The 24,045-nt window shown below is 72.5% G+C and carries 16 protein-coding genes; 5 read left to right on the forward strand and 11 right to left on the reverse strand.

The window, feature by feature from the left end; translation table 11 throughout:
- Positions 1 to 38: 38 nt before the first annotated feature.
- The 8 genes from ACLJT4_RS16315 to ACLJT4_RS16350 all read right to left on the reverse strand — a co-directional run bounded on the left by ACLJT4_RS16315 (position 39) and on the right by ACLJT4_RS16350 (position 14,216).
- Positions 39 to 473 carry a PPOX class F420-dependent oxidoreductase gene (locus ACLJT4_RS16315; protein WP_038517486.1) on the reverse strand — a complete coding sequence of 145 codons (435 nt, stop codon included), beginning with the start codon at positions 471 to 473 and terminating at the stop codon, positions 39 to 41.
- Between the two features lie 70 nt (positions 474 to 543).
- Complete coding sequence (locus ACLJT4_RS16320; RefSeq protein ID WP_411123041.1) at positions 544 to 2,211, reverse strand: membrane-associated oxidoreductase; 1,668 nt, start codon at positions 2,209 to 2,211, stop codon at positions 544 to 546.
- A gap of 112 nt (positions 2,212 to 2,323) precedes the next feature.
- A complete protein-coding gene (locus ACLJT4_RS16325; protein ID WP_411123042.1) occupies positions 2,324 to 3,019 on the reverse strand; it encodes a formyltransferase family protein in 696 nt (231 codons plus the stop codon).
- Positions 3,020 to 3,145: 126 nt separating this feature from the next.
- A complete protein-coding gene (locus ACLJT4_RS16330; protein WP_016575682.1) occupies positions 3,146 to 3,343 on the reverse strand; it encodes an MbtH family NRPS accessory protein in 198 nt (65 codons plus the stop codon).
- Positions 3,343 to 4,581, reverse strand: a complete 1,239-nt coding sequence (locus ACLJT4_RS16335) for a cytochrome P450 (RefSeq protein WP_411123043.1) — start codon at positions 4,579 to 4,581, stop codon at positions 3,343 to 3,345. The genes ACLJT4_RS16330 and ACLJT4_RS16335 overlap by 1 nt, the downstream gene beginning before the upstream one ends.
- Positions 4,578 to 6,362, reverse strand: a complete 1,785-nt coding sequence (locus ACLJT4_RS16340) for a type I polyketide synthase (RefSeq protein ID WP_359821800.1) — start codon at positions 6,360 to 6,362, stop codon at positions 4,578 to 4,580. Before ACLJT4_RS16340 ends, ACLJT4_RS16335 begins: the two co-directional genes overlap by 4 nt.
- Before the next feature lie 34 nt (positions 6,363 to 6,396).
- The gene (locus tag ACLJT4_RS16345) at positions 6,397 to 8,217 is read right to left on the reverse strand and encodes a non-ribosomal peptide synthetase (protein ID WP_411123044.1); all 1,821 of its coding nucleotides are present in this window, start codon (positions 8,215 to 8,217) and stop codon (positions 6,397 to 6,399) included.
- On the reverse strand, positions 8,214 to 14,216 hold the full coding sequence (locus ACLJT4_RS16350; RefSeq protein WP_411123045.1) for an acyltransferase domain-containing protein: 6,003 nt from the start codon (positions 14,214 to 14,216) through the stop codon (positions 8,214 to 8,216). The genes ACLJT4_RS16345 and ACLJT4_RS16350 overlap by 4 nt, the downstream gene beginning before the upstream one ends.
- A 1,657-nt stretch (positions 14,217 to 15,873) precedes the next feature.
- Between ACLJT4_RS16350 and ACLJT4_RS16355 the strand changes: the two genes are divergently transcribed.
- The 4 genes from ACLJT4_RS16355 (at position 15,874) to ACLJT4_RS16370 (ending at position 19,353) form a co-directional block, all read left to right on the forward strand.
- Positions 15,874 to 16,095, forward strand: a complete 222-nt coding sequence (locus ACLJT4_RS16355; protein WP_411123046.1) for a hypothetical protein — start codon at positions 15,874 to 15,876, stop codon at positions 16,093 to 16,095.
- Positions 16,092 to 17,438, forward strand: a complete 1,347-nt coding sequence (locus ACLJT4_RS16360; protein ID WP_411123047.1) for an MFS transporter — start codon at positions 16,092 to 16,094, stop codon at positions 17,436 to 17,438. The genes ACLJT4_RS16355 and ACLJT4_RS16360 overlap by 4 nt, the downstream gene beginning before the upstream one ends.
- Before the next feature lie 208 nt (positions 17,439 to 17,646).
- Entirely contained in the window at positions 17,647 to 18,795 is a 1,149-nt protein-coding gene (locus ACLJT4_RS16365) for an NAD(P)/FAD-dependent oxidoreductase (RefSeq protein WP_411123048.1), read from the forward strand.
- Positions 18,796 to 18,882: 87 nt separating this feature from the next.
- Complete coding sequence (locus ACLJT4_RS16370) at positions 18,883 to 19,353, forward strand: flavodoxin family protein (RefSeq protein ID WP_411123049.1); 471 nt, start codon at positions 18,883 to 18,885, stop codon at positions 19,351 to 19,353.
- Between the two features lie 100 nt (positions 19,354 to 19,453).
- Here ACLJT4_RS16370 and ACLJT4_RS16375 read toward each other — a convergent pair whose 3' ends face one another.
- Positions 19,454 to 19,939, reverse strand: a complete 486-nt coding sequence (locus ACLJT4_RS16375; RefSeq protein WP_411123050.1) for a hypothetical protein — start codon at positions 19,937 to 19,939, stop codon at positions 19,454 to 19,456.
- A 1-nt stretch (position 19,940) separates the two neighbouring features.
- A complete protein-coding gene (locus ACLJT4_RS16380; RefSeq protein ID WP_411123051.1) occupies positions 19,941 to 22,133 on the reverse strand; it encodes a polymorphic toxin-type HINT domain-containing protein in 2,193 nt (730 codons plus the stop codon).
- 296 nt (positions 22,134 to 22,429) lie between these two features.
- On the opposite strand from ACLJT4_RS16380, the gene ACLJT4_RS16385 reads away from it, so the two are divergent.
- Positions 22,430 to 23,173, forward strand: a complete 744-nt coding sequence (locus tag ACLJT4_RS16385; RefSeq protein WP_411123052.1) for an SAM-dependent methyltransferase — start codon at positions 22,430 to 22,432, stop codon at positions 23,171 to 23,173.
- Here the strand turns inward: ACLJT4_RS16385 and ACLJT4_RS16390 are convergent.
- Positions 23,113 to 23,988 (reverse strand): class I SAM-dependent methyltransferase, encoded by an 876-nt coding sequence (locus ACLJT4_RS16390; RefSeq protein ID WP_411123053.1) that lies wholly within the window; start codon positions 23,986 to 23,988, stop codon positions 23,113 to 23,115. The genes ACLJT4_RS16385 and ACLJT4_RS16390 overlap by 61 nt on opposite strands.
- Positions 23,989 to 24,045: the final 57 nt, after the last annotated feature.

The raw sequence follows: 24,045 nt of genomic DNA on the forward strand, positions 1-24,045 counted from the left end.
CGCAACGCCCCTCCGGTCCCCGGTACTTCGGAGCGGACTCAGGCCCCGGGCGCCCCCTTGGGCAGCGGCTCCACCCCCACCACCCGGCTCACCCGCAACGGCTCGATCAGGACGACGACGCGCTCCTCACCGGGGATTCCCCACTCGTAGCGGTCGGTGCCGCGGTAGACCCGGGCCAGGGCGTCCATGGTGCGGTCCGCCTCCGGGCCCTCGACGAACCGGACGGCGCGTCCGCGGATCTGCACCCGGTCGTAGGGGTCGTCCGGGTCCGCGTGGGACAGGCACACGCGCGGGTCACGGCGCAGGTTGCGCTCCTTGACCCGGCCGACCGAGGTGTTGAACAGCACCAGGTCCCCGTCGAGGCCGACCCACATGGGGCTCACGTGCGGCGACCCGTCCCGGTTGACCGTGGCGACGTACCAGATGTGCGGCGCTTCGATCCGCCGGCGGATGACATGCGGTAGCTCGACCATGCCCAAGGGCTGCCCACGGACGGCGGCCCGGACACGCGCCCGAACGGGGGCCGGTCAGTGGCCGCGCCCGTCACGGGCGGCTGATGGTGCGGGTGATGCCGGTGACGACGGTGGTGGCCAGCACCCACCCCAGCGCGATCAACAGGTACGACAGCCACTGGTACCAGCCCTGCGGTTGGAACGCCTTCGCCTGGCCGAAGTCAACCACCGGCAGCAGCAGGTCGAGCGCGTAGACGAACGGATTGAAGTCGGGCCCTTCCCCGAGCTTCGACGGCCTCGGCGGGTGCAGGCCGAACACGGTGACACCGGTGAGCAGCAGGGCGCACAACCACCCCGTGGCGCGCAGGGGCCGGAAGCCGTAGCCGACGGTGGCGTCCTGCACGTACCCCCAGATCCGGGCGTACCGGGGCCGGGTGGACCGGTGGTGGCGCTGTTTGGCCAGGCGGACGGTGCGGGCGGCCGCCTCGTCACCGAGGCGCAGATAGGCGGCGGCGAGCTGTTCGTAGGAGTGCGGCACGTATCCGTCACCGTCGCGCCGGAGGGGAGCCAAGCGATGGGCGGGGGCGAGGCGGGGGAAGAGTGTCTGGTAGGTGAGCCCGTCCAGCCACACCTGGGCCGGCCAGGTCTCGGGGGCGGCGTGGACCGTGGTGAACACCGCGCCCCGCAAGGAGAGATGGCCCTCGACCAACTCGGTCCCGTCCAGCCAGAGTTGTGCGGCCGAACACCCGCTGGCGAGGAGGGCCGCGCCGCCGGCGTGCGACAAGCGGGCGTCGGTGAGCACCAACGCGCCCGTGATGGTCGCGCTCCTGAGGTTGACCTGACCCTCGGTGCGCAGGTCGGCCGCGGCCACCTCCGCGCCGACGACGGCCCCGCCGAGCCGCACGGCCGCCTGCCCCCGGTTGGTGACCCGGGCGCCCTCCAGGCTGAGCCGCCCGCCGATCCGGGACCGGGTGAAACGCACCTCGCCCTCGGCGCGTAGGCCGTTGCAGAGCACGTCGAGGTTGACGGCCAGCACGGCCGCCGCCAGGGCCGCGCCGCCCGGACGGGCCAGGTGGGCCCCTTCCAGGTTGAGGGTGCCGCCCACCCGCAGGCCGGTCAGCAGCAGCGTGCCGTGTGCGTCGAGGTCCGCGCCGACGACCCCACCGCCCACGGCCGTGTTGGCGGCGCTCAGCGCCACCCCGTCACTGCCGGACAGCCGTGCGCCCTTGACCACCAGGGCGTCGCCGATGCGGGCGCCGTCCAGGCACACGGGTCCCGTCGCCGTCGTCCGATCGAGGTGGAGGCTGCTGGTGACCTCGGCGCCGCCGAGCTGGGTGGCGCCGGTGAGGTGGCAGGCAGTCAACCGCAGCGCCCCCTCCACGCGGACCTCCGCGGCCTCCAGGCAGGGCAGGTGGGACCGGCTCAGATCCACATGACGCAGACCGGCGCCGAACAGGTTCGGCGCGCGGGCGAAATGACAACCGATCAGCCGTATCGGGACGTCAACGGTCCCGTGCGCCAGGTCCAGCCGTCCTGCTACGCGCGCGCCCATCACCCAGAGGCCGGCGATCGCCCCGTCGGCCGAGGCCCCGCTGAGCAGGAGCGCGCGCAGCACCTCACCGCGCACCGTGCGGTCCGCACCCCAGGCGCTCCCGAACGGCGTCACCTCGTCCTCGTGCGCGCGGAAGTCGACCGCGGTGCCGTGGACGAAGGCCCGCCACACCCGCTGTTCGGCGGCCGTCAGATCGCTGGTCTCCATCCGCGCACCTTCTCGAAACCCGCGTTCCGGCGTCAACACGCTTGTACGGCAAGGCAGTCGGCGCCCGGGCCGGCTGCGGCCCGCTCGGCCCCCGCCCAGTCCACCCCCCCCGTTACCGCGCGTGTAGCGCCCACTTGCTGCCGTCGACCGGTGCCGTGCCGGGCAGCGCGATGAGTTCGGGCTTGAACAGTGGTTGGGTGTCCATCGCGGGTTCCCAGGTCGCCAGCTTCTCGTCCTGCGGGACCTCGACGTGCCGGCCCTCGGCGAGGTCGGCGACCACCTGCATCAGCAACCGCACGCCGAGCGGGGCCAGGTGCTCGCGCCACAGGCTCTGGGGGGTCGAGCCCGGGGGCACGAACAGGTGCTCCTGCGCGGCGATCGGGCCGCCGTCGGTGCGTTCGGTGAGGTGGTAGACGCTCCCGCCGGTGACCTTGTCCCCGTCGCGGATCGTCCAGCGGATCGCGTCCCGGCCGCGGTGCAGCGGCAGCAGGCTGGGGTGGTAGCCGATGGTCGCGACGGTGGCACGGGCCCGTGTCTGGCGGCCGATGAAGGCGTGCGAGTGCGCGGCGATGATGACGTCCACCCCGTCCGGGATGTGCATCGCCCGTAGCTCGGCCGAATCGGTCCACGGGATGCTCCGGGGGTACGCCCAGGAGCGCAGCCGGTCCCAGGACAGGGCGTTGCCCTCGTCGGAGTGCCCCTTGCGCAGCCGGGGGGCGGCCACGCCCGCGATCTTGTGCCCTTCGTCCCACAGGGCATCCGCGACCTGTACCGCGAATGCTCCTTGCCCTGACATGTAGATGTTCACTCGCGCTCCAGGCGGTCGCCGTTCGGGTGTCTGTTCAGTGCGCGTGCACCGCTGTCGTTGCTGCGGAGCAGCACCGCGCCCGCACCGGGAGGGCGAGCGCGGTGCCTGCGCCCCGTTCCACGGTGGTCAGGCCGTCGGGGTGCCCGCCGTCGCCCCGACGTTCTGCTCGACGAAGTCGAGGGCGCCGTCGCGGTGCGGGCCGGAGTAGACGATCCGCCAGCCCTTCGGCACCGGTAGCTGCGGGCGCCACAGGGCGTGCCGTCCGTCGGCGTCCGAGACGACCAGCCAGTCACCCTCGCCGTCGTCGAAGGGGTTGCCGCTCATCAGTCGACCTCTTTCATTCCGGAGTGGTCGGGTCGCCACCGCACCGGCAGCGACGAGAACCCGGTCAGGAAGTTGGACCGGATCCGCAGCGCCTCACCGGTCGTCTCGAACCCGGTCGTGAAGTCCCGCAACGCCATGAGCAGTTCGGCGATCTCCACCTTGGCCAGGTACGACCCGATGCAGAAGTGCGGACCGTAGCCGAAGGCCAGATGCTTGTTGGGGGTGCGGCCGAGGTCGAACGTCCCGGGCCGGTCGAAGACCCGCTCGTCCCGGTTGCCGGAGGCGTGCCAGAGCGTGACGATCTCGCCCGGGCGCAGCTGCACGCCGTGCAGTTCGGTCTCGCCGACCACGCTGCGCCCGAAGTGCATGGTGGGCGACGCCCAGCGCAGCACCTCGTCGACCGCGGTGTCGATCGCGACCTCACCGTGTTTGAGCCGCCGCCACTGCTCGGGCTGGGCCGCCAGGGTGTGGACACCGTCGATCATCGTCAGCCGGCTGGTCTCGTCGCCGCCGATGATCAGGCTGTAGCAGTTGAGCACGATGTCCTCGTCGGACAGCGGCACGCCGTCGATGGAGCTGGCGACCAGCATGCTGATCACGTCGTCGCCGGGCGACTCCCGCCGCTCCTCGACCATGTCCATGAAGTACATCAGGATCTCGTTGCGGGCCATCTCGGAGTCGACCTCGTCGACGTCCTCGGCGTCGGTCGACAGCGCGGCCTTGGTCTGCGCGAGCAGGTGGTCCCGGTCCTGCTCGGGCACGCCGAGCAGGTTCGAGATGGTGGTCATCGGGATCCGGCTGGCGATCTGCTCGGCGAAGTCGCAGCCGCCGGCCTCGACCGCCTCGCGGATCAGTTGCCGGGTGTTGATCCGCACCGCGGCGGCGACCTCGCTGAGCACCCTCGGCGAGAGCACCCGTTGGAGGATCTTCCGCAGCTCGTGGTGGCGGTGCCCGTCGGTGACGGCCAGCATCCGACCGGCACCGGCGTCCCCGCCGCCCAGCAGCGTGACGAGCACGTTGCCGCGCTCCGACGTGAAGTGCACGTCGTCGCGGTAGGCGGCCATGATGTCGTCGTAGCGGGAGAGCACCCAGAAGCCGCGGCGGCCGTCGACCGGCGGGTTCCAGTAGACCGGGTAGGTGTCGCGCAGGGTGCGCCAGAACGCGTCGAGGTCGTGGTCCGCGAACGTGGCGGGGTCGCCCAGGTCCACGACGTCCAGTGCTGGTGTGGTCACGGTCACCAGTCCGTACGCCAGAACCGACGCGGCCGGAACGGGTAGGTGGGCAGCGAAACCCGGTGACTGGCCTCCCCCTGGTGCAGGGAGTCGAAGTCGACCCGCTGGCCGCTCACCCAGGCGGCGCCAAGGTCGAACAGTGCCTGTCCGTCCTGCCCGGACGGCACGATCCCGTCGTCGTTGCGCGGCAGGGACGCCACGTCCACCTGCGGCGCGGCGCCGGTCGCGACGGTCCGGCCGCGGGGGGAGTCGGCGGACAGCGCCTCGATCAGTTCCGCACGGTTGCGGACCACGGCCGCCCAGCGGCGGGCCAGCACCTTACGGCCCACGTTGAGGCTGAAGCACACGTCGTCCAGGCGGAGTTCGGGACGGGCCTCCAGCCAGTCCCGCAGTCGCGCCCGCTGCTGTGCCAGTGCCTCGTCGTCCAGGGCTGACAGGGTGGCCAGGCGCGGCCGGTCGGCGACCTCGGGGGCCCGCTCGGCGCGCGTTGGCGGCTCCTCCAGTACCAGGTGCGCGTTGTAGCCACCGCCGCCGATCGCGGTGATGCCCGCGCGGCGGATGCCGGCCGCCGGCTCCCAGTCGGCCAGTTCCCGCTGCGGCACGAACGGGGTGCTGGGGAAGTCGATGTCCTCGTTGACCTCCGTCAGGTTGATCGTCGGCACCAACTTCCGGTGGTACAGGCCCATCGCGGCCTTCAGGGCACCGAAGCCGCCCGCCACCACACCGCCGTGGCCGACGTTGCCCTTGACCCCGCCGATCGAGCAGGTGCCGGTCTGCTTGCCGAACGCCATGTTCGCCGCGTGCACTTCGAGCTCGTCCGTCATCGGCAGACCGAGACCGTTCGCCTCGTACAGGGAGACGGTGTCCGGACTGACGCCACCGACCTGCATGGCGTTGGCGATGCAGGCGCTCAGTCGCTCGGGCTGCGCCAGTCCGTAGGCCACCGCGCTGACGCCGTTGTTGTTGATGGCCGAACCCTTGACCACGGCGTAGATGTGGTCGCGGGCGGCGACGGCCTCGGCCAGCGGCTTGAGCAGCAGCGTGACGACACCGCTGGACAGCGCGGCGCCGGTGCCGGCCGCGTCGAACGGGCGGCAGTGGCCGTCCTTCGACAGGATGCGGCCCTCCTCCCACAGGTGACCGCGCGGGTGCGGCAGGCGGACCATCGCGCCGCCGGCGATCGCCATGTCGGTCTGGCCGAGCAGCAGTGACTGGCAGGCCAGGTGCACCGCGTAGTGGAATCCGGCGCAGGCGGTGGTGACGGTGACGGCCTCACCGGTCAGCCCCATGTAGTACAGCGCGTTGGACGTCATGGTGTCGGGCGACCAGGCCAGGCCGTGCTCGATCGCCTCGGGGCCGACCGACACCCGGTCCGGCGGGGAGCTGTAGAGCGCGGCGGTCTGCGGGTTGTTGGCCCCGTAGATGCCGACCTCGCCCGTGACCCGGTCCGGGTCGTAGCCGCCGTCCTCCAGCGCCTCCCAGGCGCTCTCCACGAACAGCCGGTTCTCCGGGGTCATCGCGGCCGCCATCCGGTCGCTGATCCCGAACACCGACGGGTCGAACGCGTCGTACCCGTCGAGGACGCCGCAGGCCCGCACGTAGGACGGGTTGTTGATCAAGGTTTCGTCGACCCTGATCTCGTCCTTGGACAGGAACGTCACGGACTCCCTGCCGTGCACGAGGTTGTCCCAGAACTGTTCCTTGGTGCGGGCGCCGGGCGCCTTGGCCGAGATGCCGATGACGGCCACGTCGCCCGGGTCGTAGTCCTGCTCTGGACTGTCGGACATGAAAGGCTCCTGCTCAAGTCGGTGGATGTGGGGCTCAGTTGCCGGTGGAGGCGGCGCGGCCGCGCAGCGCGGCGCGGCGGACGGAGGCCCGGCGGCGGGCCGACTGGACCGCCTCGGGGGTGGCGCCGCTCTCGTCGTCGAGCCAGCGGCCGAGGGAGTGGATGTCACGGAAGCGGAAGAGATCGGGCACGCGCACCCGGCGGTCGAAGCGCCGGGTCATCAGCCGGGCCAACCGGACCAGCAGCAGTGAGTCGCCGCCGAGGTCGTAGAAGGCGGCCCGGACGTCGATGCCGGCCGGTTCGAGGTCGAGCAACTGGCCCCAGATCTCCGATAGTGCCACCTCGGTCGGCGTGCCGGCGGCCGTCACGGGCGCCCCGGTATCGACGGCCGGCGGCTCCGGCAGCGCGGCGCGGTCCAGCTTCCCGCCCGGCGTCAGCGGCAGGGCGGCCAGGAACACCAGCGTGTCGGGCACCATGTACTCGGGCAGTTCGACGGCGAGCTTGCCGGTGACGGTGCTCTGGAGCGCGGCGTCCAGCCAGACGCCCTCGCGGGGGTCGCTCTCCGGCACGACGTAGCCGACGAGCCGGCGGCCCCGTACGACGGCGGCGGCCTCCCGGACCTCGGGGCGGGCGGTCAGCCGGGCCTCGACCTCCTCCAGCTCGATGCGGTGGCCGCGCACCTTGACCTGGTTGTCGGTGCGGCCGACGAACTCCAGCTCGCCGTCGTCGGTGAACTTCACGACGTCGCCGGTGCGGTACATGCGCTCGCCGTCCAGGAACGGGTCCGGCACGAACCGTTCGGCGGTGGTCCGCGGCCGGTTGACGTAGCCGTGTGCGAGGCCCGCGCCGCCGAGGTACAGCTCGCCGGGCACGCCGGCCGGCAGCGGCGCGAGCTCCTCGTCGAGCACGTAGACGCGGGCACTGGCCGACGGCGAGCCGATCGTGGGCTCGCCGGTCCCGTCCCTCGGCACCGGACCGAACGTGCAGAAGACGGTCCCCTCGGTGGGCCCGTAGGCGTTGAAGACCCGGTCGGCGCCGGTCTCCTGGTACACCCGGTCCACCAGCTTGCGCCGCAGGGGCTCGCCGCCGAACACGACGGTGCGCAGGTTCGGCGGCAGGCCGCCGGCGTCGAGCAGGGAGTTCATCACCGACGGGATGGCGTGCAGGTGGGTGATCCTGTCGACGTGCGGGCTCTCGGGCAGGTGGACGGCGCTCTCCACCAGCACCACGGCGCCGCCCCGGCACAGCGCGGGGAAGATCTCCATCACGGACATGTCGAAGCAGATCGAGCTGGCCGCGGAGACCCCGCTCAGGTCGCACTCGGCGAGCGTCCGGTCCATCTCGGACAGCATGGCGACGCAGCCGCCGTGCGGGACGGCCACACCCTTGGGCCGGCCGGTGGAGCCCGAGGTGTAGATCACGTACGCGGTGTCGGCGGGCACGACCGGTACCGGCTTCTCGCCGGGCTCGGTCGTCACCGTGCCGGCCAGCACGACCACGGTCGGGCCGGTCGGGCAGTTGGCGCGGGACTCCGGAGTGGTCAGCAGCAGGCGGGTGCCGCTGTCCCGGACCATGAAGGTCAACCGCTCGGTCGGGTACCTCGGGTCCAGCGGCACGTAGCAGGCACCGGCGCGCAGGACGGCCAGGATGCCGACCAGCAGGTCGGGCGAGCGCTCGATGCAGAGGCCGACCGGGACGCCGGGGCCGGCGCCCTCGGCGACGAGCCGTTCGGCCAGTGCGCGGGCCCGTTCGGCCAGGTCCTGGTAGGTCAGGACGCCGGCGTCGGAGTAGACCGCCGTGGCGTCGGGGTTCTTGTCGGCTTGCGCGACGAACTCGGTGTACAGGGTCTGGGTCACTGGTCCGTCTCCTCGGAACGGCCGCCCGACGCGATGTCGTCGAGCGCCAGGTCGGGGTGGGCGATCGAATCGAAGAGCACCGTGCGGTAGAGCGCCAGCAGCTCCGTCACGGTCTGCTCCTCCAGGTAGCTCGGTTTGTACTGGACGTGGCCGACCACTTCGCCGGAGACCTCGGCCATGGAGATCTCCAGGTCGAACTTGGCGAGGTGCCGGCGGACGGGCAGCGGTTCGAGTGGCAGCGCGCCGTCGGGGGCGAGGGTGTCGCCGATGCCGTGGAAGAGCCTGACGGAGCGGGGGAAGGCGTCCGAGGACAGCCAGTTCAGCACCACGTCGAACCACGGGGAGCGGCCCTCGCCGCGCGGCGGCTTCAGGGCGGACGCCAACAGGTCCAGGGGGTAGTTCATGTGCTCCAGCAGCCCGAGCGAGAACGCGTGCACCTCCTGGAGCAGCTCCCGGAAACTGCGGTCCCCGGCCGGCTTCGCCCGCACCAGCACCGTGTTGAGGTAGTAGCCGATGGCGGACTCCCAGCCGGGCTCGGCGCGTTGCGCGATGGCGGTGGCCAGGACGGAGTCCTCGACGCCGGCCGCGCGGTTGAGCGTGGCGAAGAAGCCGGCCAGCGCGACGGTGCTGAGCGACACGCCCTCGCGCACCGCGAACGCGCGGAGCCGGTGGCTCTCCTCGGTGCTCCAGCGGAACGCGAGGTCGCGGCCCTCGTAGGTGACGCCGGGCGGGCGCTCCTTCGTGGACAGGTCGAGGTGGGCGGGCGGGTCGGCCAGCCGCTCCGACCACCAGTCCAGTGCCGCGGCGGCGGCCGGACCGGCCAGCCACTGCCGCTCCCACGCGACGAACTCCGTGTAGGGGGCGACCGGCTCGCTGGCGGCGGGGTCCGCCCCCTCGTAGAACTCCTGGAGTTCGCGGATCATCACGTCCGCCGACGCCGCGTCCGAGGCGATGTGGTGCACGAGCACCAGCAGGTAGTGGTCCGCCGGCCCGCGCGCCATCAGCACCACGCGCACCAGTGGCCCGTTGTCCACGTCCAGCGGCACGTGCCCCTGGGCGGCGAGTTCCTCGCGGGCCTCCTCGTCGTCGAGGTGCGTGCTGTCCACGACGAGGAACTCGTACACCGGCTCGTCGAGGATGACCTGGTACGGGCTGCCGCCCGCCTCGACGAAGATCGTGCGCAGCGCGGGGTGCCGCTCCATCACGGCCCGCAGGGCGCGTTCCAGCCGCTCCTCGTCGACCGCCGTGCGGATCCGGGCGGCGACCATGAAGTTGTAGGGCACGGCGTCCGGCGCGATCTGCTGCATGAACCACAACGAGCCCTGGCCGTGTGACGCCGGTGCCAGTTCGAGGCCGAGACCGTCGGTGCGCAGCTGGTCGAGGGCCGGTGCGTCGGTGGGGTCCAGCAACCCGCGGGCGGCCAGTTCGTCCAGCAGTTCCTCGGCGTCCACCTCGGACAGGTCGTCGAGGACGGGTCGGACCGGCGCGGCCGCGGGCGCCGGGGCCCGCGCGGCCACCGCCGCCGAGGGGGTGTCCGGCGTCCGTGCCGGGGCGGCCTGTGCGGGCGGCGCCGGCGCGGGTGCGGGCGCGGCGGCCGGCTGGCCGATGACCTCCCCGAGGTGGTCGAGGAGTTCGGGGACGCTGCGGCCGTCGAGGAACACCACCGGCGACACCCGCTGCCCGAACAGCGACTGGAGCCGGTTGACCAGGCGGATCGCCAGCATCGAGTCGAGGCCGAAGTCCCGCAGGCTCGCGCCCTCGTGGAACTTCTCCGCCGGGACGCCCAGCACGTCGGCGATCTCGCCGAGGACCACCTCACCCACCGGCCGGTTCGCCGCGGCCGGCTCCACGGGCACGGCGGTGGCCACGGGCTCGGCCGCGGCCACGGGCTGCGGCGCGGGCTGGGCCCCGCCCGCGGCGACCGGTGCCGGCGCGGCGTCGACGCGGGGCGCGGCGTCCAGCCAGTAGCGGTCCTTCTGCCACTGCACGAGCGGGGTCCCGACGACCTCGACGTCGTCGGCGAACAACGCGTCGAAGGTCAACGGGACACCCCTGACGTACAGCGAGGCGGCGGCCCCCAGCAGGCAGCGGACGTCGCTCTCGTCGCGTCGCAGGGAGTTGATCGCGTGCACTCGGGCCCCGCGGGTCACCGCGATCTCCTCGACGGCGCCGCGCAACGTCTCGTGCGGGCCGATCTCGATGAAGGTGCCGACGCCGTCGTCGACCAGTGCGCCGATCGTCTCGGCGAACCGGACCTGGTTGCGCAGGTTGTGCACCCAGTAGTCGACGTCGGCGACCGGGTTCACGGTGTCCGCCAACGCCGTGGAGTGGAAGTCCAGGGTGCCGGTCAACGGGGTGATGCCGGCGAGGAGTTCGCGCAGCGGCGGGATCAGCGGGTCCATGCCGGGGCTGTGCACGGGCCGTTCGACGCGGATGTTCCTGGTCGAGACGCCGTCCCGTCGAAGGTCGGCCTCCAGGGCGCGGACGGCCTCGGGCGAACCGGAGACCGCGGCACTGGTGGGGCTGTTGACCACGGCGATGGCCGCGTGTTCGGCGTACGGGGCGAGCCGCGGCAGGAGTTCCTGCTCCGGCAGGTCGACGGAGATCATGGCCCCGGGCGCGGCCTTCCGTTCGAGCAGGTGCGAGCGGGCGACCACGACGCGGGCGGCGTCCTCCAGCGACAGCAGGCCGGCGACGCACGCGGCCGCGACCTCACCCAGACTGTGCCCGACGACGGCGGCCGGCTGGACGCCGAGATCGAGCCACACGTGCGCCAACGAGACCTGGAGGGCGAACAGGACGGGCTGCTGGAAGTCCATCTCCTCGAACCTGGCCCGGTCGGCCGGGGCGTCGAGCTGGTCGAGCACCGAGCAGCCGCCGGCCGCGCGCACGGCGGCGTCGCAGCGCTGCATCGACTGGCGGAAGCCGTCGTGCGTGCGCATCAGTTCCCGGCCCATGCCGACCCATTGGGTGCCGCCGCCGGAGAACACCAGCGCCACGCGCCGGTCGCCGTTGCCGACGACCGTGCCCGTGACGACGTCGGGGTGGGGCTGGCCGGCGGCGACCCGGGCGAGTCCGTCCAGGACGTCCTGACGGTTGCGGGCGAACAGCGCGATCCGGTGGTTCTGGTGGCTGCGCCGGGTCGCCAGGGTGTAGGCGAGGTCGGAGACCCGCAGGCCCGCGTCGCGTTCCACGTGGTTGGACAGCTCGCGGCAGGTGTCCGCCAGCGCCCCCGCCGAGTGCGCCGCGACCGGCACGAGGTGCACCTGTTCGTCGGCGGCGGGGCCGCTCGGGCCCGGCGTGACGTGGCGCCCCCGGTCACCGGCGAGGAACGGGCTCGCCGTGACGGGGTGGCCGGCGGCGTACAGGGCGCCGAGCGAGCCGAGCAGGGTCGCGGCCTCGTCGTTGCCGCGCCGCAGCGAGGGCAGGGTGGCCGCCGGGAGCATCTCCGCCACGGACTTGAGCAGGACGGGATGGGGACTGATCTCGACCACCGCGTCGACGTCGTGCTCGCTCAGCTTCGTCAGGGCCTCGACCACCTGGATTTCCCAGCGCAGGTTGTTCGCCCAGTAGTCCGGGCCGAGTTCCGTCCCGTCGACGAGTTCGCCGGTGACCGTCGAGATCATCGGGATGCGTGTGGTCCGGGGCCGGAGGTCGGCGAGTTCGGTCTTCAGCGGGGCGAGGACGTGGTCGACCAGCGGCGAGTGCGGTGCGTGGCCCATCCGCACGCGATGGGTCGTGACGCCCTCCTCGGTCAGCCGCTGGACCAGTCCGTCGATCTCCTGGGGTGTGCCGGTGACCAGCGTGGAGTTCGGACCGTTGTGGCCGGACACGGTGAGCTGGCCGGTCAGGTACTGCTTGACGACGTCCGCACCGGTCGTGACGACGATGCCCTCGCCGCGTCCGACGGCCAACTGCTGGAGGAGCCGACCGTGACTGGCGGCCAGGCGGGAGGCGTCCTCGAAGTCGAGTGCCCCGGCGACGTGGGCGGCGGCGAACTCCCCGACGCTCTGCCCCACCACGACGTCCGGCTCCACCCCCAGCGACTTCCAGGCATCGGCCAGCGCGACCTGGAGCGAGAACAGCAGTGGCTGGAAGACGTCCATGTCGTCGAGGCGGCCGTCCGGAGCCAGCAACTGGTCGACGAGCGAGAAGCCCAGCAGCTCCCGCATCCGCTTGTCGGAGCGCATCATGGACCGCCGGAACACCGGCATCCCGGCGAGCAGTTGCCTGCCCATCCCCACCCACTGCGAACCGTTGCCCGAGAACAGGAACGCCACCCGCGGCGGGCGTGCGGTCCCCTCCCCGACGCTCAGCCCGGCAGCCGTCGTGCCGGTGGCGAAGGCGTCCAGCTGCGTGCGCAGCTCGCTCATGTCGCGGGCGGCGGCCGCGAGCCGGAACCTGCCGTCGCCGGGCGGCCGCCGGCAGACCGCCCGCAGGTCGTTCTCGTCGCGCAGGCTCCGGGCCCGCTCGGCCAGGGCTTCAGGGGAGTCCTCGGCCAGCAGCAGAAGCGAGCCCTCGGGGCGCGGCAGTTCCTCGACGACGACGTGACAGATCGCGCCGCCGAAGCCGAACGAGCTGACGCCCCCGCGGCGCGCGTCGGACCGGCGTGGCCACTCCGTCAGCCGGTCCTGCACCGCGAGGCGGTACTCGTCGAACAGGATCTGCGGGTTGGGGTTGGTGTAGTGCAGGCTGGGCGGCAGCACGCCGTTGCGGATCGACAGGGCGAGTTTGACCAGGCCGACGATGCCGGCCGCCGCTTCCAGGTGCCCGACGTTGGACTTGACGGACCCCAGTCGCAGCGCTGCCTGGCGGTCGCCACCCAGGACCGCGCCGATGGCATTGGCCTCGATCGGGTCGCCGAGGGGCGTCGCGGAGCCGTGGCACTCGATGTAGTCCACCTGGGACGGCGCGATGCCGGCCCGTCGGTAGGCGGTGCGGAGCATCAGCTCCTGTGCCTGGGGGTTGGGCGCGGTCATGCCGTTGCTCAGACCGTCGTTGTTGGACGAACTGCCCTTGATCACGCAGTACACCGGCAGTTCGCGTTCGAGCGCCACGCTCAGCGGGGCGAGCACGACGACGCCGGCGCCCTCCCCGCGGACGTAGCCGTTGGCCCGGGCGTCGAACGACTTGCAGCGGCCGTCCGGGGCGAGCGCGCCCATCTGGTCCATGGCGGTGTAGTAGTCGGAGACGAAGCTCAGGTTCACGCCACCGGCCAGCACCAGTTCGCTCTCGCCCATCCAGATGGACTGGCACCCCACGTGCACCGAGACCAGCGATCCGGCGCAGGCGGCGTCGATGGCCATGCTCGGGCCTTGCAGGCCGAGGATGTAGGAGACGCGGTTGGCGATGATGCCGTCGTGCATGCCGGTCGCGGTGTGCGGGGTGATCTGGCTGTCGGGACCGCGGTAGTGCGCCAGCGCGGCATAGTCGCCCCAACAGGAGGCCATGAACACGCCGGTGTCGCTGCCGACGAGACTGAGGGGCGGGACGCCCGCGTCCTCCAGCGCCTCCCAGGCCAACTCCAGCACCAGGCGCTGCTGCGGGTCCATCTGGACGGCTTCCCGGGGCGAGATGCCGAAGAACAACGGGTCGAACCGGTCGACGTCGTCGATGAACCCGCCCCACCGCACCGTGTCGCGCAGCAGCTCGCGCCGCGCGGCAGGCACCGGGCCGACGGCGTCGCGCCCCTCGGCCAGCAACTGCCAGAACGCGGACGGGTCCGGCCCGCCCGGGAACCGGCAGCCGATGCCGACGATCGCGATGGGTTCGTGCGACGGCCCACGGCGCTCGGTGGTGGGAGCGGCGGTCTCCGCGGCGCGCGGACCCTCGACGAGCGCACGGGACAGCTCGTCGATCGTCGGGTACTGCCACATCCACGTGACCGGAACTTTCCAGCCAAGGAATTCGGACAACGAGGCGGCGAGAGTCGCCGCTTTCACCGATTCCAGGCCGTACTTGTGCAGCGGCGCCCAACGATCCACCGCGTCCTTGGACACGTCCAGCAGTTCAACGACACGAGAAAGCAGAAAATCTGTTACGGCGCGCACGGTGCGCGCTCCGCGCTCATGGGGCATTTCGCCTCCTCGGCAGGGCGGATGGCAGGGGCTGGTAGGGAGTTCCGGTGGCAGACGGCCGGCTCGATAACTCCGTCAACCGCGACAGGGCAGCGCGATGGAGCCGGGGCGGTGCGGTGCACTTTCGGCCGTGCTGGTCCACACGGTCCGGTTCGGTGGGCCTCGGAAAGGTCAGCCGGTGCCCGGAGAGCCGGTCTTGGAATGTTTTTCGGCAGGCGGAGTTGCGTCACCGCTTCGCGTTCCGCACACGCAGGGGAAAAAGTGGGCATGCGGTGGGTAAAGGTTTTTCCACTGGACGGCCCTGGGCGGATCCCGACGCGCGAAAGCCATGCACGATCGGCCGTCTCGGGTTGGTGATCGGGAGTCCCCGAAGCGTCCCGGTGATCCCGGATCTGCGGCTCCGCAGCCGGTCACCGGTGGGCTCGCACTCTCACGACCCCACCTGGTCGGTCCTGGGCCGGTGGGTCCGGTGACCGCCGCTTTCACTGTTGACGATTCCGTGCCGTTGCTTCGGTGTGGCCGGACCTACCGGGCCGCCGCGGCTGCGCTCAGTGCCGCAATGGCCTCGTCGGCCGAGCCGGAATACGGCGAGTTGGGGAAGTGTGCGGAAGTCCCGTCCGGGTAAAGGGAGCAGAGCGGTGCGCGACGGGCGGTACCGCCCCGTATCTGAAGACGAAGCTGCCGAAAAACCCATGGTTGCACTGTGACTGCCCCCGTAAAGTCATCCTGACCGAATCGGATCACGATCCGATTCGGAAGCTGCCCGGCATTCCATCCGCCGGGTGAGTCGTCCGTCTTCTGGTCATGTCGATGGGCGACTGCATTGACTGTGGAAACGTGCACGCGGAACTTTTTCCTGCATAACTACCGTCGACGGGCGCCGAGGTCCGTTTTACCCAGGTGGACCGGATTACGAGGTGCTCGCCCGATCGGCGAACATCAGACTGCCACTCTGACTTTGGCGAGACAAGAGTGATCTGCTGGCCTGAACCTGCAGTGGCAAGAATTGACCCCCAAGTGGCTGGTTCGCTCTTTCCTCGTGCGATGACACAGGAGCAATTGCGGCATCAGGCGCAAAGGTGTGCGCATTTGAGCAAGACGGCCAGTCGTGGGCTTAGGGGGCGGCCCGGCCTGCCCGCCGTCCGGGGGCGGCGCCGCCGCTGCCGCCGCCACCAGCGGTTTCGGTTCGCGCGGCCGGCGGCCGGAGGTGACCGGGGTGGGCGGTTGTCCGGAGCGTGCGACAGGCAGGCGCTCGTGCGTCGCGGGAGCGGGCTCGACGCCCGTCGTGACGGGCACCGTTGCGCGTCCCCGTGCCGGGGGAGGGTGACTGGGCGTCACCCTTCCGGCCCGTGCGGTGATCCGGGGAGGTCAGAGACGTCGGGCGCGGCCAGAGGCGGGCCGTCCGAGGTGTCGTCGCGGCACCAGCGAAGTGAAGTCCGGCCTCCGCACCTGGCAGCCACACATGAACTGCGTGTCGTTTCCAGCCAGTTGGGAAACAATTGGTTGACCTTGGAAGGGTGCGGTGATCGGCTTACGAGGTTCGTGTCCAACCCGCCTGGGAAGAGGGAGCAACACCGCTATGCGCAACAGATCGTTACGGGGGCGGGTCCGGCCGGCCGCGAGAGGCGCGGCCCCGCTGGCGCCCGCGACCCTGGTCGGCCCGGCGCATGTCGACAGTCAGCTGCCCGCCACCGGCAGGCGCAACCCCCATCGGGCCGCCGCCGGTCACGCCGGCGGCGGGGCGGCCCGCACCGTCGTGGTCGACGCCGACGGTGCAGCGTCCCTGGGCAGGTCCGCATGACCGCCCTCGCCGCGACGACCCGGCGCCGACCGGGCCTGGCGCTCGGCGCGCTGGCCGGCGCGCTCGCACTCGACCTGAGCGGCATGGCCGTCCTGAACGCGGCCCTGCCGTCCGTCGGGGAACGCTTCGGCCTGGGCGACACCACCCTCCAGTGGGTCATGACCGCCTACTCCGTCACGTTCGCCGGCTTCCTGCTGGTCGGTGGCCGCCTGGCCGACGTCTGGGGCCGACGGCGGGTCTTCGAGGTCGGCGTCGCCCTGTTCACCGTGGCCGCGCTGGTCGGAGCCGTGGCACCGGACGGCGCGGTGCTGCTCGGCGCGCGGGCGGTCCAGGGCATCGGCGCGGCCCTGTCGGGCCCGGCCGCCCTGGCCCTGCTGACCGAGGTGTTTCCGGCCGGCCCGGAGCGCAGCCGGGCGTTGGGCGTGTACGCCGCGGTCGGCGCGGCCAGTTTCAGCGGCGGCATGCTGCTGGGCGGCGTGCTGACCGAGTTCCTCGGCTGGCGCTCGGTCCTGTGGTTCTCGGTGGCGCTCGGCGTGATCGTGCTGGCGGTCACCCGGGCCGGGCTGCCCGACGGAACGGGCCGCCGGGCCCCGTTGGACCTGGCCGGCGCCGTCTCCGGCACCCTCGGTCTGACGCTGCTCATCGTCGGCGTGAGCTGGGGCGGGACCGTGGCCTGGGGCATGGTCGCCGCCGCGGTGGTCTTCCTCGTGCTCTTCGTCGTGCGCGAACACCGCACGGCCGACCCGCTGTTGCCCCTCGCCCTCTTCCGGATCCCCGCCGTACGCCTCGCGACCGCCGCGGCGGTCCTCCAGTACACGGCATCGGTCGGCATCGTGTTCTTCGCGCCGCTGTACCTCCAGGGCATGTTGGGATACTCCCCGGTCGCCTCGGGTCTCGCCCTGGTGCCGATGTCGCTGACGGTCTTCCTCACGGCCACCTTCGCCACCGGGCGCCTGCTGACCAAGTACAGCCCCCGCACCCTGATGGTCACCGGACTCCTCCTCATCGGCGCGGGGACGGCGCTGTGGATGACGACCCCGGAGCACGGCAACTACGCGCTGCACGTGATGCCCGGGCTGGTGCTCAGCGGCTTCGGCCAGGGCCTCAACTTCCCCGCGATGACGACGGCCGGCCTCAACGGCGTGCCGACCCACCAGCACGCGGTCGCCGGCGCGGTGAACGTCGTTGCGCAGCAGATCGGATCCAGCGTCGGCGTCGCGGTCCTCGTCCTGGTCGCGGCGACCAGCGCCAGTCGCCTGTCGGGCTACCACCTGGCCTACCTCGGGGCCGCCGTCGCCTGCGCGATCGGTGCGGTGGCCATTGCGGCGGTCCGGCGGACCTGACCGCACGCGCAGCCGACCGGCCCAAGCACCGCGTGGGTCCGGTCGGCTGCGCCGGACAGGCGGTCCCTCGCCCCCGGCAGCAGCGACGCACCCGAGCCCACCCCGCCCCCACCCCGCCGTGATCGGCGTCACACTCCAAAGCCGTCACGATCGCCGGAGCTACCGGGTCCCCCTCGTGTGACGACGAGCGGAACCGGAGGTGGGTGCGGTGGCACGGGTGGTGGTGATCGGCGCGGGCTACGCGGGCGTGATGGCCGCGAACCGGCTGGCGGCGGCGGGGCGTTCGGACGTGGGGGTGACGGTGGTCAATCCCCGGCCGGACTTCGTGGAACGCGTCCGGTTGCACGAGCACGCGGCGGGTGCGACGCACGCGGTACGGCCGCTGAGCGGTCTGCTCCACCGCGACGTGCGGCTCAGAGTGGCCACCGTGGACGCGATCGCCGAGCGGTCGGTACGCCTCGACGACGGCGGCGCGCTCGCCTTCGACCACCTGCTGTACGCCGTGGGCAGCACGGCCGCCCACGGCCTGCCCGGGACCGAGAACGCCTGGCACGTCGCCGACCTCGACGGCGCCCAGGCGCTGCGCACGCGCCTGCGGCAGCTGCCCGGGGGAGCGCGCGTCGTGGTGATCGGCGGTGGGCTGACCGGGATCGAGACGTCCGCCGAAATCGCGTACCACTACCCCTTCCTGGACGTCGAGTTGGTCGCGCCGGAGGTCGCCGCCTGGCTGCCCGACGCGAGCCGAACCCGCATCGCACGCAAGCTCGTGGACGCCGGGATCGTGCTGCGCACCGGTCGTCGGGCCACCGCAGTCCACCCCGACGGTGTGGCGACCGACGCCGGTTGGCTGCCGAGCGCGTGCACGGTGTGGGCCGGCGCGCTCGCCGTGCCGGACCTGGCGCGGCGCAGCGGCCTGCCGGTCGCGCCCGACGGACGCCTGCGCACCGACGAGACCTTGGTCTGCCTGGGCCACCCACGGATCGTCGGCGCGGGCGACGCGGTCGCACCGCCGCCGCACGTCGCCGGGCACCTGCGGATGAGTTGCCAAGCGGCGATGCCCCTGGGCGCCCACGCGGCCGACACGGTGCTGGCCCTGATCCGCGGGGAGCGACCGGTGGCGCTGTCGATCGGCATGGTGGGACAGGGCATCAGCCTCGGCCGCCGCGACGGCTTCGCCCAGGCCACGCACCGGGACGACACCCCCCGACGGTTCACGTTGTCCGGACGGGCGGCGGCCCTGGTCAAGGAACGCGTGTGCCGCTTCACCCTCAGCTCGATGCGGTTCCCGCGCGCCTACCGTTGGCGTACCGCCGCGACGCCGCCCGCGCCCGCACCGCCCCCGACCGCCGTCCGATGAGCCGTGCGGGTTGACGGGCGGGCGCACCGCCACCCGATCCGACCGGCACCCCGACCGACACCGTTCCAATGGAGAAGGAGCATCACCATGAAGGCCGTCATCGTCTGCGTCTCGGCTTCCCACGGCAACACCAGGAAGGTCGCGGACGTCATGGGCCAGGCACTACAGGCCCGCGTCGTCGATCCCGAGGAGATCGAGCCCGCCGACCTCGCCGGCTACGACCTCGTCGGCTTCGGCTCGGGAATCTTCTCGATGCGGTTCCATCCGCGGCTGCGCCAATTCGTCGCGTCGCTGCCCCGCACGGAACGGCGCGCGGCGTTCGTCTTCGCCACCAGCGGCCTGCCCGAACTGCGGTTCCGGCCCTTCACCCGGCCCCTCGTGCGGCTCCTCGGGCAGAAGGGCTTCGAAGTGCGCGACACCTTCTCGTGCCGTGCGCTCGACACCTGGCTCCCGTTCAAGCCCGTGGGCGGCATCAACACGGGACGGCCCGACGCCACCGATCTGGCGGCGGCGCGCACGTTCGCCGAAGGGCTGCGGGCACGGACCCGGGCGTCCTGACCGCCCCGGACCGGCCGCGCAAGGCGGCCGCCTGCGCACCGGAGCCGCACGTCGGCTTCCGGGCGCCGGGCCGGGCGGGGCGCGCCGCTCGACCCGGGCGTCAGCCGCCACGCGACGGCGGGCGGGCGGGCGCGGCCATCCGCGCCAGCACGGCCGCCACTTCCGCGTGCCCGTGCTCCCGGGCCCACCCGCCGAGCTCGCCGACGACGTCCGCGTAGTGCCGTTGCAGTGCCTGCAGCGGCACGACGCAGCGCGCCTCGACGTCCCCTCCGCCCGTGCCGGAAAGCTGCTGCGCACGGTCGCAGACGGCGGTGACCTCGACTTCGACGTCGCCCCGCGCGCCCGCGACGCGGGGCGTCAGCCTCACGTGGTAGGGCCCTTCGAAGAAGTAGACCTCGCCGACCTCGCCCGCAGCGGCACTGCGCAGCGCCTCGCCCATCGAACCGAGGACCGACACCGGGGAGTCGGTCCAGTGGGCCTCGGGGAAGTCGACGCCCCCGAGCGTGAACCAGATCTCCCCGGAGACCAGCCGGGGCGTGCCGGCGGACACCGCCAACGCCGCCACCGAGACCGTCAGGCCGTCCACGTCAGCTGCTCCAAGGTTCCAGCGGGTAGATGGACCTCATCTCGCCTCCGCCCCGGGGGATCTGGAACTGCACCATCTTGCCCTCCACCACGGCCACTGCCTGGATCATTTGGGTCTGCGGGTCGTACCCGATCACCTTCGGATTGTTCCGCATCGCCTGTTGGGCGATCTGCGCCAACCGCGCGTCCGTCATCTTCGCAGGCCACATGTCCTTCCGGGGCGTCACGCCGGACCCGCCGGGGAAGTGGTTCTTCCGTACGTGAGCGGTGTCCAGGCCCTGGTACTGCCGGGGGACCTTCACCCCCTTCAGGCTCTTGGCGTCGCGCTTCATCGCGCAGTTGTGCACCAGGACCGGGGTGTCGCCGGCCAGCACGTAGTAGGTGTGGACGCCGTCGACGCTGAGGTTGTAGGTGCGCACGGCGGCGCGGTACGCACGGACCTCCCGGACCGTCGCCACGGCCGTGCCCGTCGTCTGGACGCGGTCGCCGCGCTTGAGGGCGGATGCCTTGGTCCAGCGCGCGGTGGTGACGTCGTAGAACAGGTGGTGCGCGGTCGAGCGGACCGTGCCGGTGCCGCGGGGGCCGGCGACGGTGAGTTCGACGAAGTCGCGGTCGTCGTCGGTGACCACGACCGCGGAGACGGTGTGCTGCTGCACCGCGCCGCTGCGCGGGGCGGCGTTGGCGATCCGGTCTCCCACCCGGAGGCGCTGGATGGGCTCCGTGCGCGCGTCCGCCATCAGGACGGGGGTGCCCGCCACGAAGCTGTCCTTGGAGCAGTCGGGGTTGGGGCCGGCGTCCTCCTTCGCGTTCTCGACCGCCTTGCCCCGCTCGGCCTGTTGCGCCTTGACCTTCTGGGCGATCTCGGCCTTGGCGAAGGCCATGGCCGAGATCTGGACCCGTGCCTGGAAGTTGAGCGTGTACGGGATGCGGACCGGCCGGCGGGTGGCCCGGGCCTGGGCGTCCGCCTCCCGCTGCTTCTCCGCCTTGATCTGCTGGACGATGGGGGCGGTCCCGGCGGCGACGCAACTCATCGTGCCGCCGCCGTTGATGGGCAGGGTCGCGGCCTGCGTGCAGCCCCCGCCGGACTGCCCGTTGACGGTCACCTGTGCCGTCATGGAGGCGTTGACCGTGCCGGTCAACCTGGCACCGGGCGCGGCGGTCGTCGTGGTGACGACGTTCTCGTTGACCGTGCAGGACTCCGAACAGCGCAGGTTGCCGGTCTGGTTGAAGTTGAACCTGATCCCGAGGTCCACGGCACTGCCGAGGGTCTTGGTCTGCCCGATGAGGTCGTCGTACGCCTTGCCGACGTCCTCGGGGGACATTGGCGTGAAGTCGACGTTGCCCAGGCCCGGTTGGCTGCCCGAAACGGTGCGGTCGGCCGCGGCCGGATGCATCGCGGCGGAGACCAGGCTCGTGCGCGCCAGGCCCCCCGACGACGAAGAAGACGACGAAGAAGACGACGATGCCGAGGACGATGACGGGGCCGTCGGCTTGGCCGACGCCAACTTCACCACCCGGTACGGCGCGGTGGCCGAGACGGAGAGCGCGCCGTCCGGCGTCGTCACGGTCAGCGTCGCGGCCCCGCCCCCGCCGCTCTTGGCGATGGGGAAGCCCGCGGCCCGGTCCAGACCCGCCCACAGCCGTGCGGCGAGCGCCGCGGGGGAGCGGGGCACGTCCGACAGCGTGCTGGTCAGACGGTCCTCGCCGGTGACCCACTTGCCGTCCAGCGTGCTGGCGGAGAGCCCGCCCGGCAGGTCGGTCAACATGTCCTTCGGAGGCTTGGCGTAGGTCTTCCCGTCGACCGTCAGGACCTCGGTACGGCGCCCGGCGGCGGTGATCGTGCCGTGTGCCTCGCTCCCGGCGGTGACGGTCAGGTCCCATGTCGCGCCGTCCGGGGCGGAACCCGTGTAGTGCGCCGCGGGTTGCTGGGCCAGGTTGTAGACCGCCAGGTAGAACGGGGCCCGTTCCGCGTCGGTGTCCTTCGCGGCCTCGGGCCGCGCCGACCACCACAGCAGGGTCCCGGCGACGACCGCCAGCACCAGTCCGCACACCGCGACCCCCAGCAACCAGGGCCGTCGCCATCCACTCCGCACCGGCGGCGGGGGCGGTGCGCCCGCCCCTGCCGGTCCCCATCCGGGATGTCCCGCCGGTGCCGTCCGGTCGTGCGGGTACCCTCCGCCCAGTTGCTCACTCATGCCGTGCACTCCCCCGTGAATGTCCGACCATCGCCGTCAGCGATAGGAGGTCAGTCTCGGTGCCGCGATCCACCTGTCAATCGTTCGAGCGAGGAACCGGCGATTATCGGACAGTGGACCGTGCTGCGTGGGAACGGCGGTGCCCCGCACGGCCGTTGGCCGCCCGGCGTCCCGCCGACGGCGCCTCCGCTCCGGCCGAGGACCTGACACGGACGGGCGTACGGGTGTCCGCCCACCGGACCCCTCCGCGTGGAAAGGGGGATGCGCACGGCCCGCGGCACTGCCAGGCTGCGCCGGTGGACCGTGAACAGATCTCCCGGATCGCCCATGCCGATCACCCGATCAAGGCTCCGCTCGATGACGCCGCGGTGCGTCAACTACTCGCCCGCGGGCTGCCCCGCGGCGACGAACGCGTCCTCGACCTCGGCTGCGGCAGCGGGGAATGGCTGCTGCGCGCCCTGGCCGCGCACCCGGACCTGCACGCCGAGGGCGTGGACACCTCAGCGGACGCCCTGGCGCAGGCCCGCGAGTCGGCGCGCGATCGCGGCGTGGCCGAGCGCCTCGTCCTCCACCACCAGGACGCCGCGGACTTCGCGTCGGCGCAGCCGTTCGACCTGGTGGTCAGCGTGGGAGCCGCGCACGCCTTCGGCGGCCTGCCCGGCACGCTCGCGGCGGCCCGCACGCACCTGGCCCCCGGCGGCCGGGTCCTGATCGGCGACGGGTTCTGGGAGCACCCGCCGTCCCTGGAAGCCGTCGAGATGCTCGGCGACTTCAGCGACCTGGCGACGACCGTGGACCGGGTCGTCGCCGAGGGGTGGACCCCCGTGCACGGGCACGTCAGCACGCGCCGAGAACTGGACGCGTACGAGTGGGCGTGCTGGGGGGCGCTGGCCTCCTGGGCCCTGGACCGGCCCGCCGAGCCCGACGGTGCGCACGCGCTGGCGACCGCCGCCACCCGCCGTTCCGAATGGCTGCACGGCTACCGGGGCGCGTTCGGCTTCGTGTCCCTGGTGGTGCGTCGGACGCCCGAGCTGCCCTGAACGTCCGCCCCTGCCGCGGCCGGGTGCGGCGACTGCTCCTGCGGGCGTTCCGCGATCACGTGGAGCAGCGCCGCCACCCGCCGGTAGGGATCGGTGCGGCCGGCGCGCTCTTCGTGGCGGAGGATCGCGTCGAGGGTCTCCGCGTCCGGCAGCGGCGCGTCCGAGGCCGCGTGGTCGGTGAACACCCGGACCCCGTACCACTGGCGGACGGCCATCCCGCGCCGCGCCAACGCCGCCGTGAGGTCCGCCAGGCGATCCGCACGCGCGTCCACGCCGAGCCGGTTGCGGTAGGCGTGCCCCTCGAACGCCCCCTCGACGGCGTCCCAGTCGGCCAGCAGTCCCGGGCGCATGGCCAGGGCGTCGCCGTTGCGCACGAGCAGGGAGGCGAAGCCGCCCGGCGCCAGGACCTGCCCGACGGCGTCCATGAGGGGACCGGGATCCGGGAAGTACATCAGGACGCCCTGGCAGAGCACCACGTCGTGGCTCGCCGGCCCGAACGCCTCGACCAGCCGCTCGGCGTCCCCGCGGACCAGCCGCACCCGGGCGCGGACCTCGACCGGCTCCTTCGCCAGCGCGGCGCGGCAGTCGTCGAGCAGTTGGGCCGACGCGTCCAGTCCGGTGACCGCGTGCCCTCGGCGGGCCAGTTGCAGGGCCTGCGTGCCCTGGCCGCAGCCGACGTCGAGCACCCGGCGGGGCGGCAGATCAGGCAACTGGTCGGCGAGTTGTCGCGCCACCAGCTCTTGACGCACGACCTGCCGCAGCGTCCCCAAACGCGCCCGCCACTCGGCCTGCCCCGCCGCGAAACCCTCGTTCACGTCGCCTCCTCCGCCATCCGGCCGACGCGGAGCCTAGCGCCTGTCCACGGGGGCATG

Source organism: Streptomyces sp. x-19, assembly GCF_046549115.1.
GTDB classification, from domain to species: domain Bacteria; phylum Actinomycetota; class Actinomycetes; order Streptomycetales; family Streptomycetaceae; genus Streptomyces; species Streptomyces albulus_C.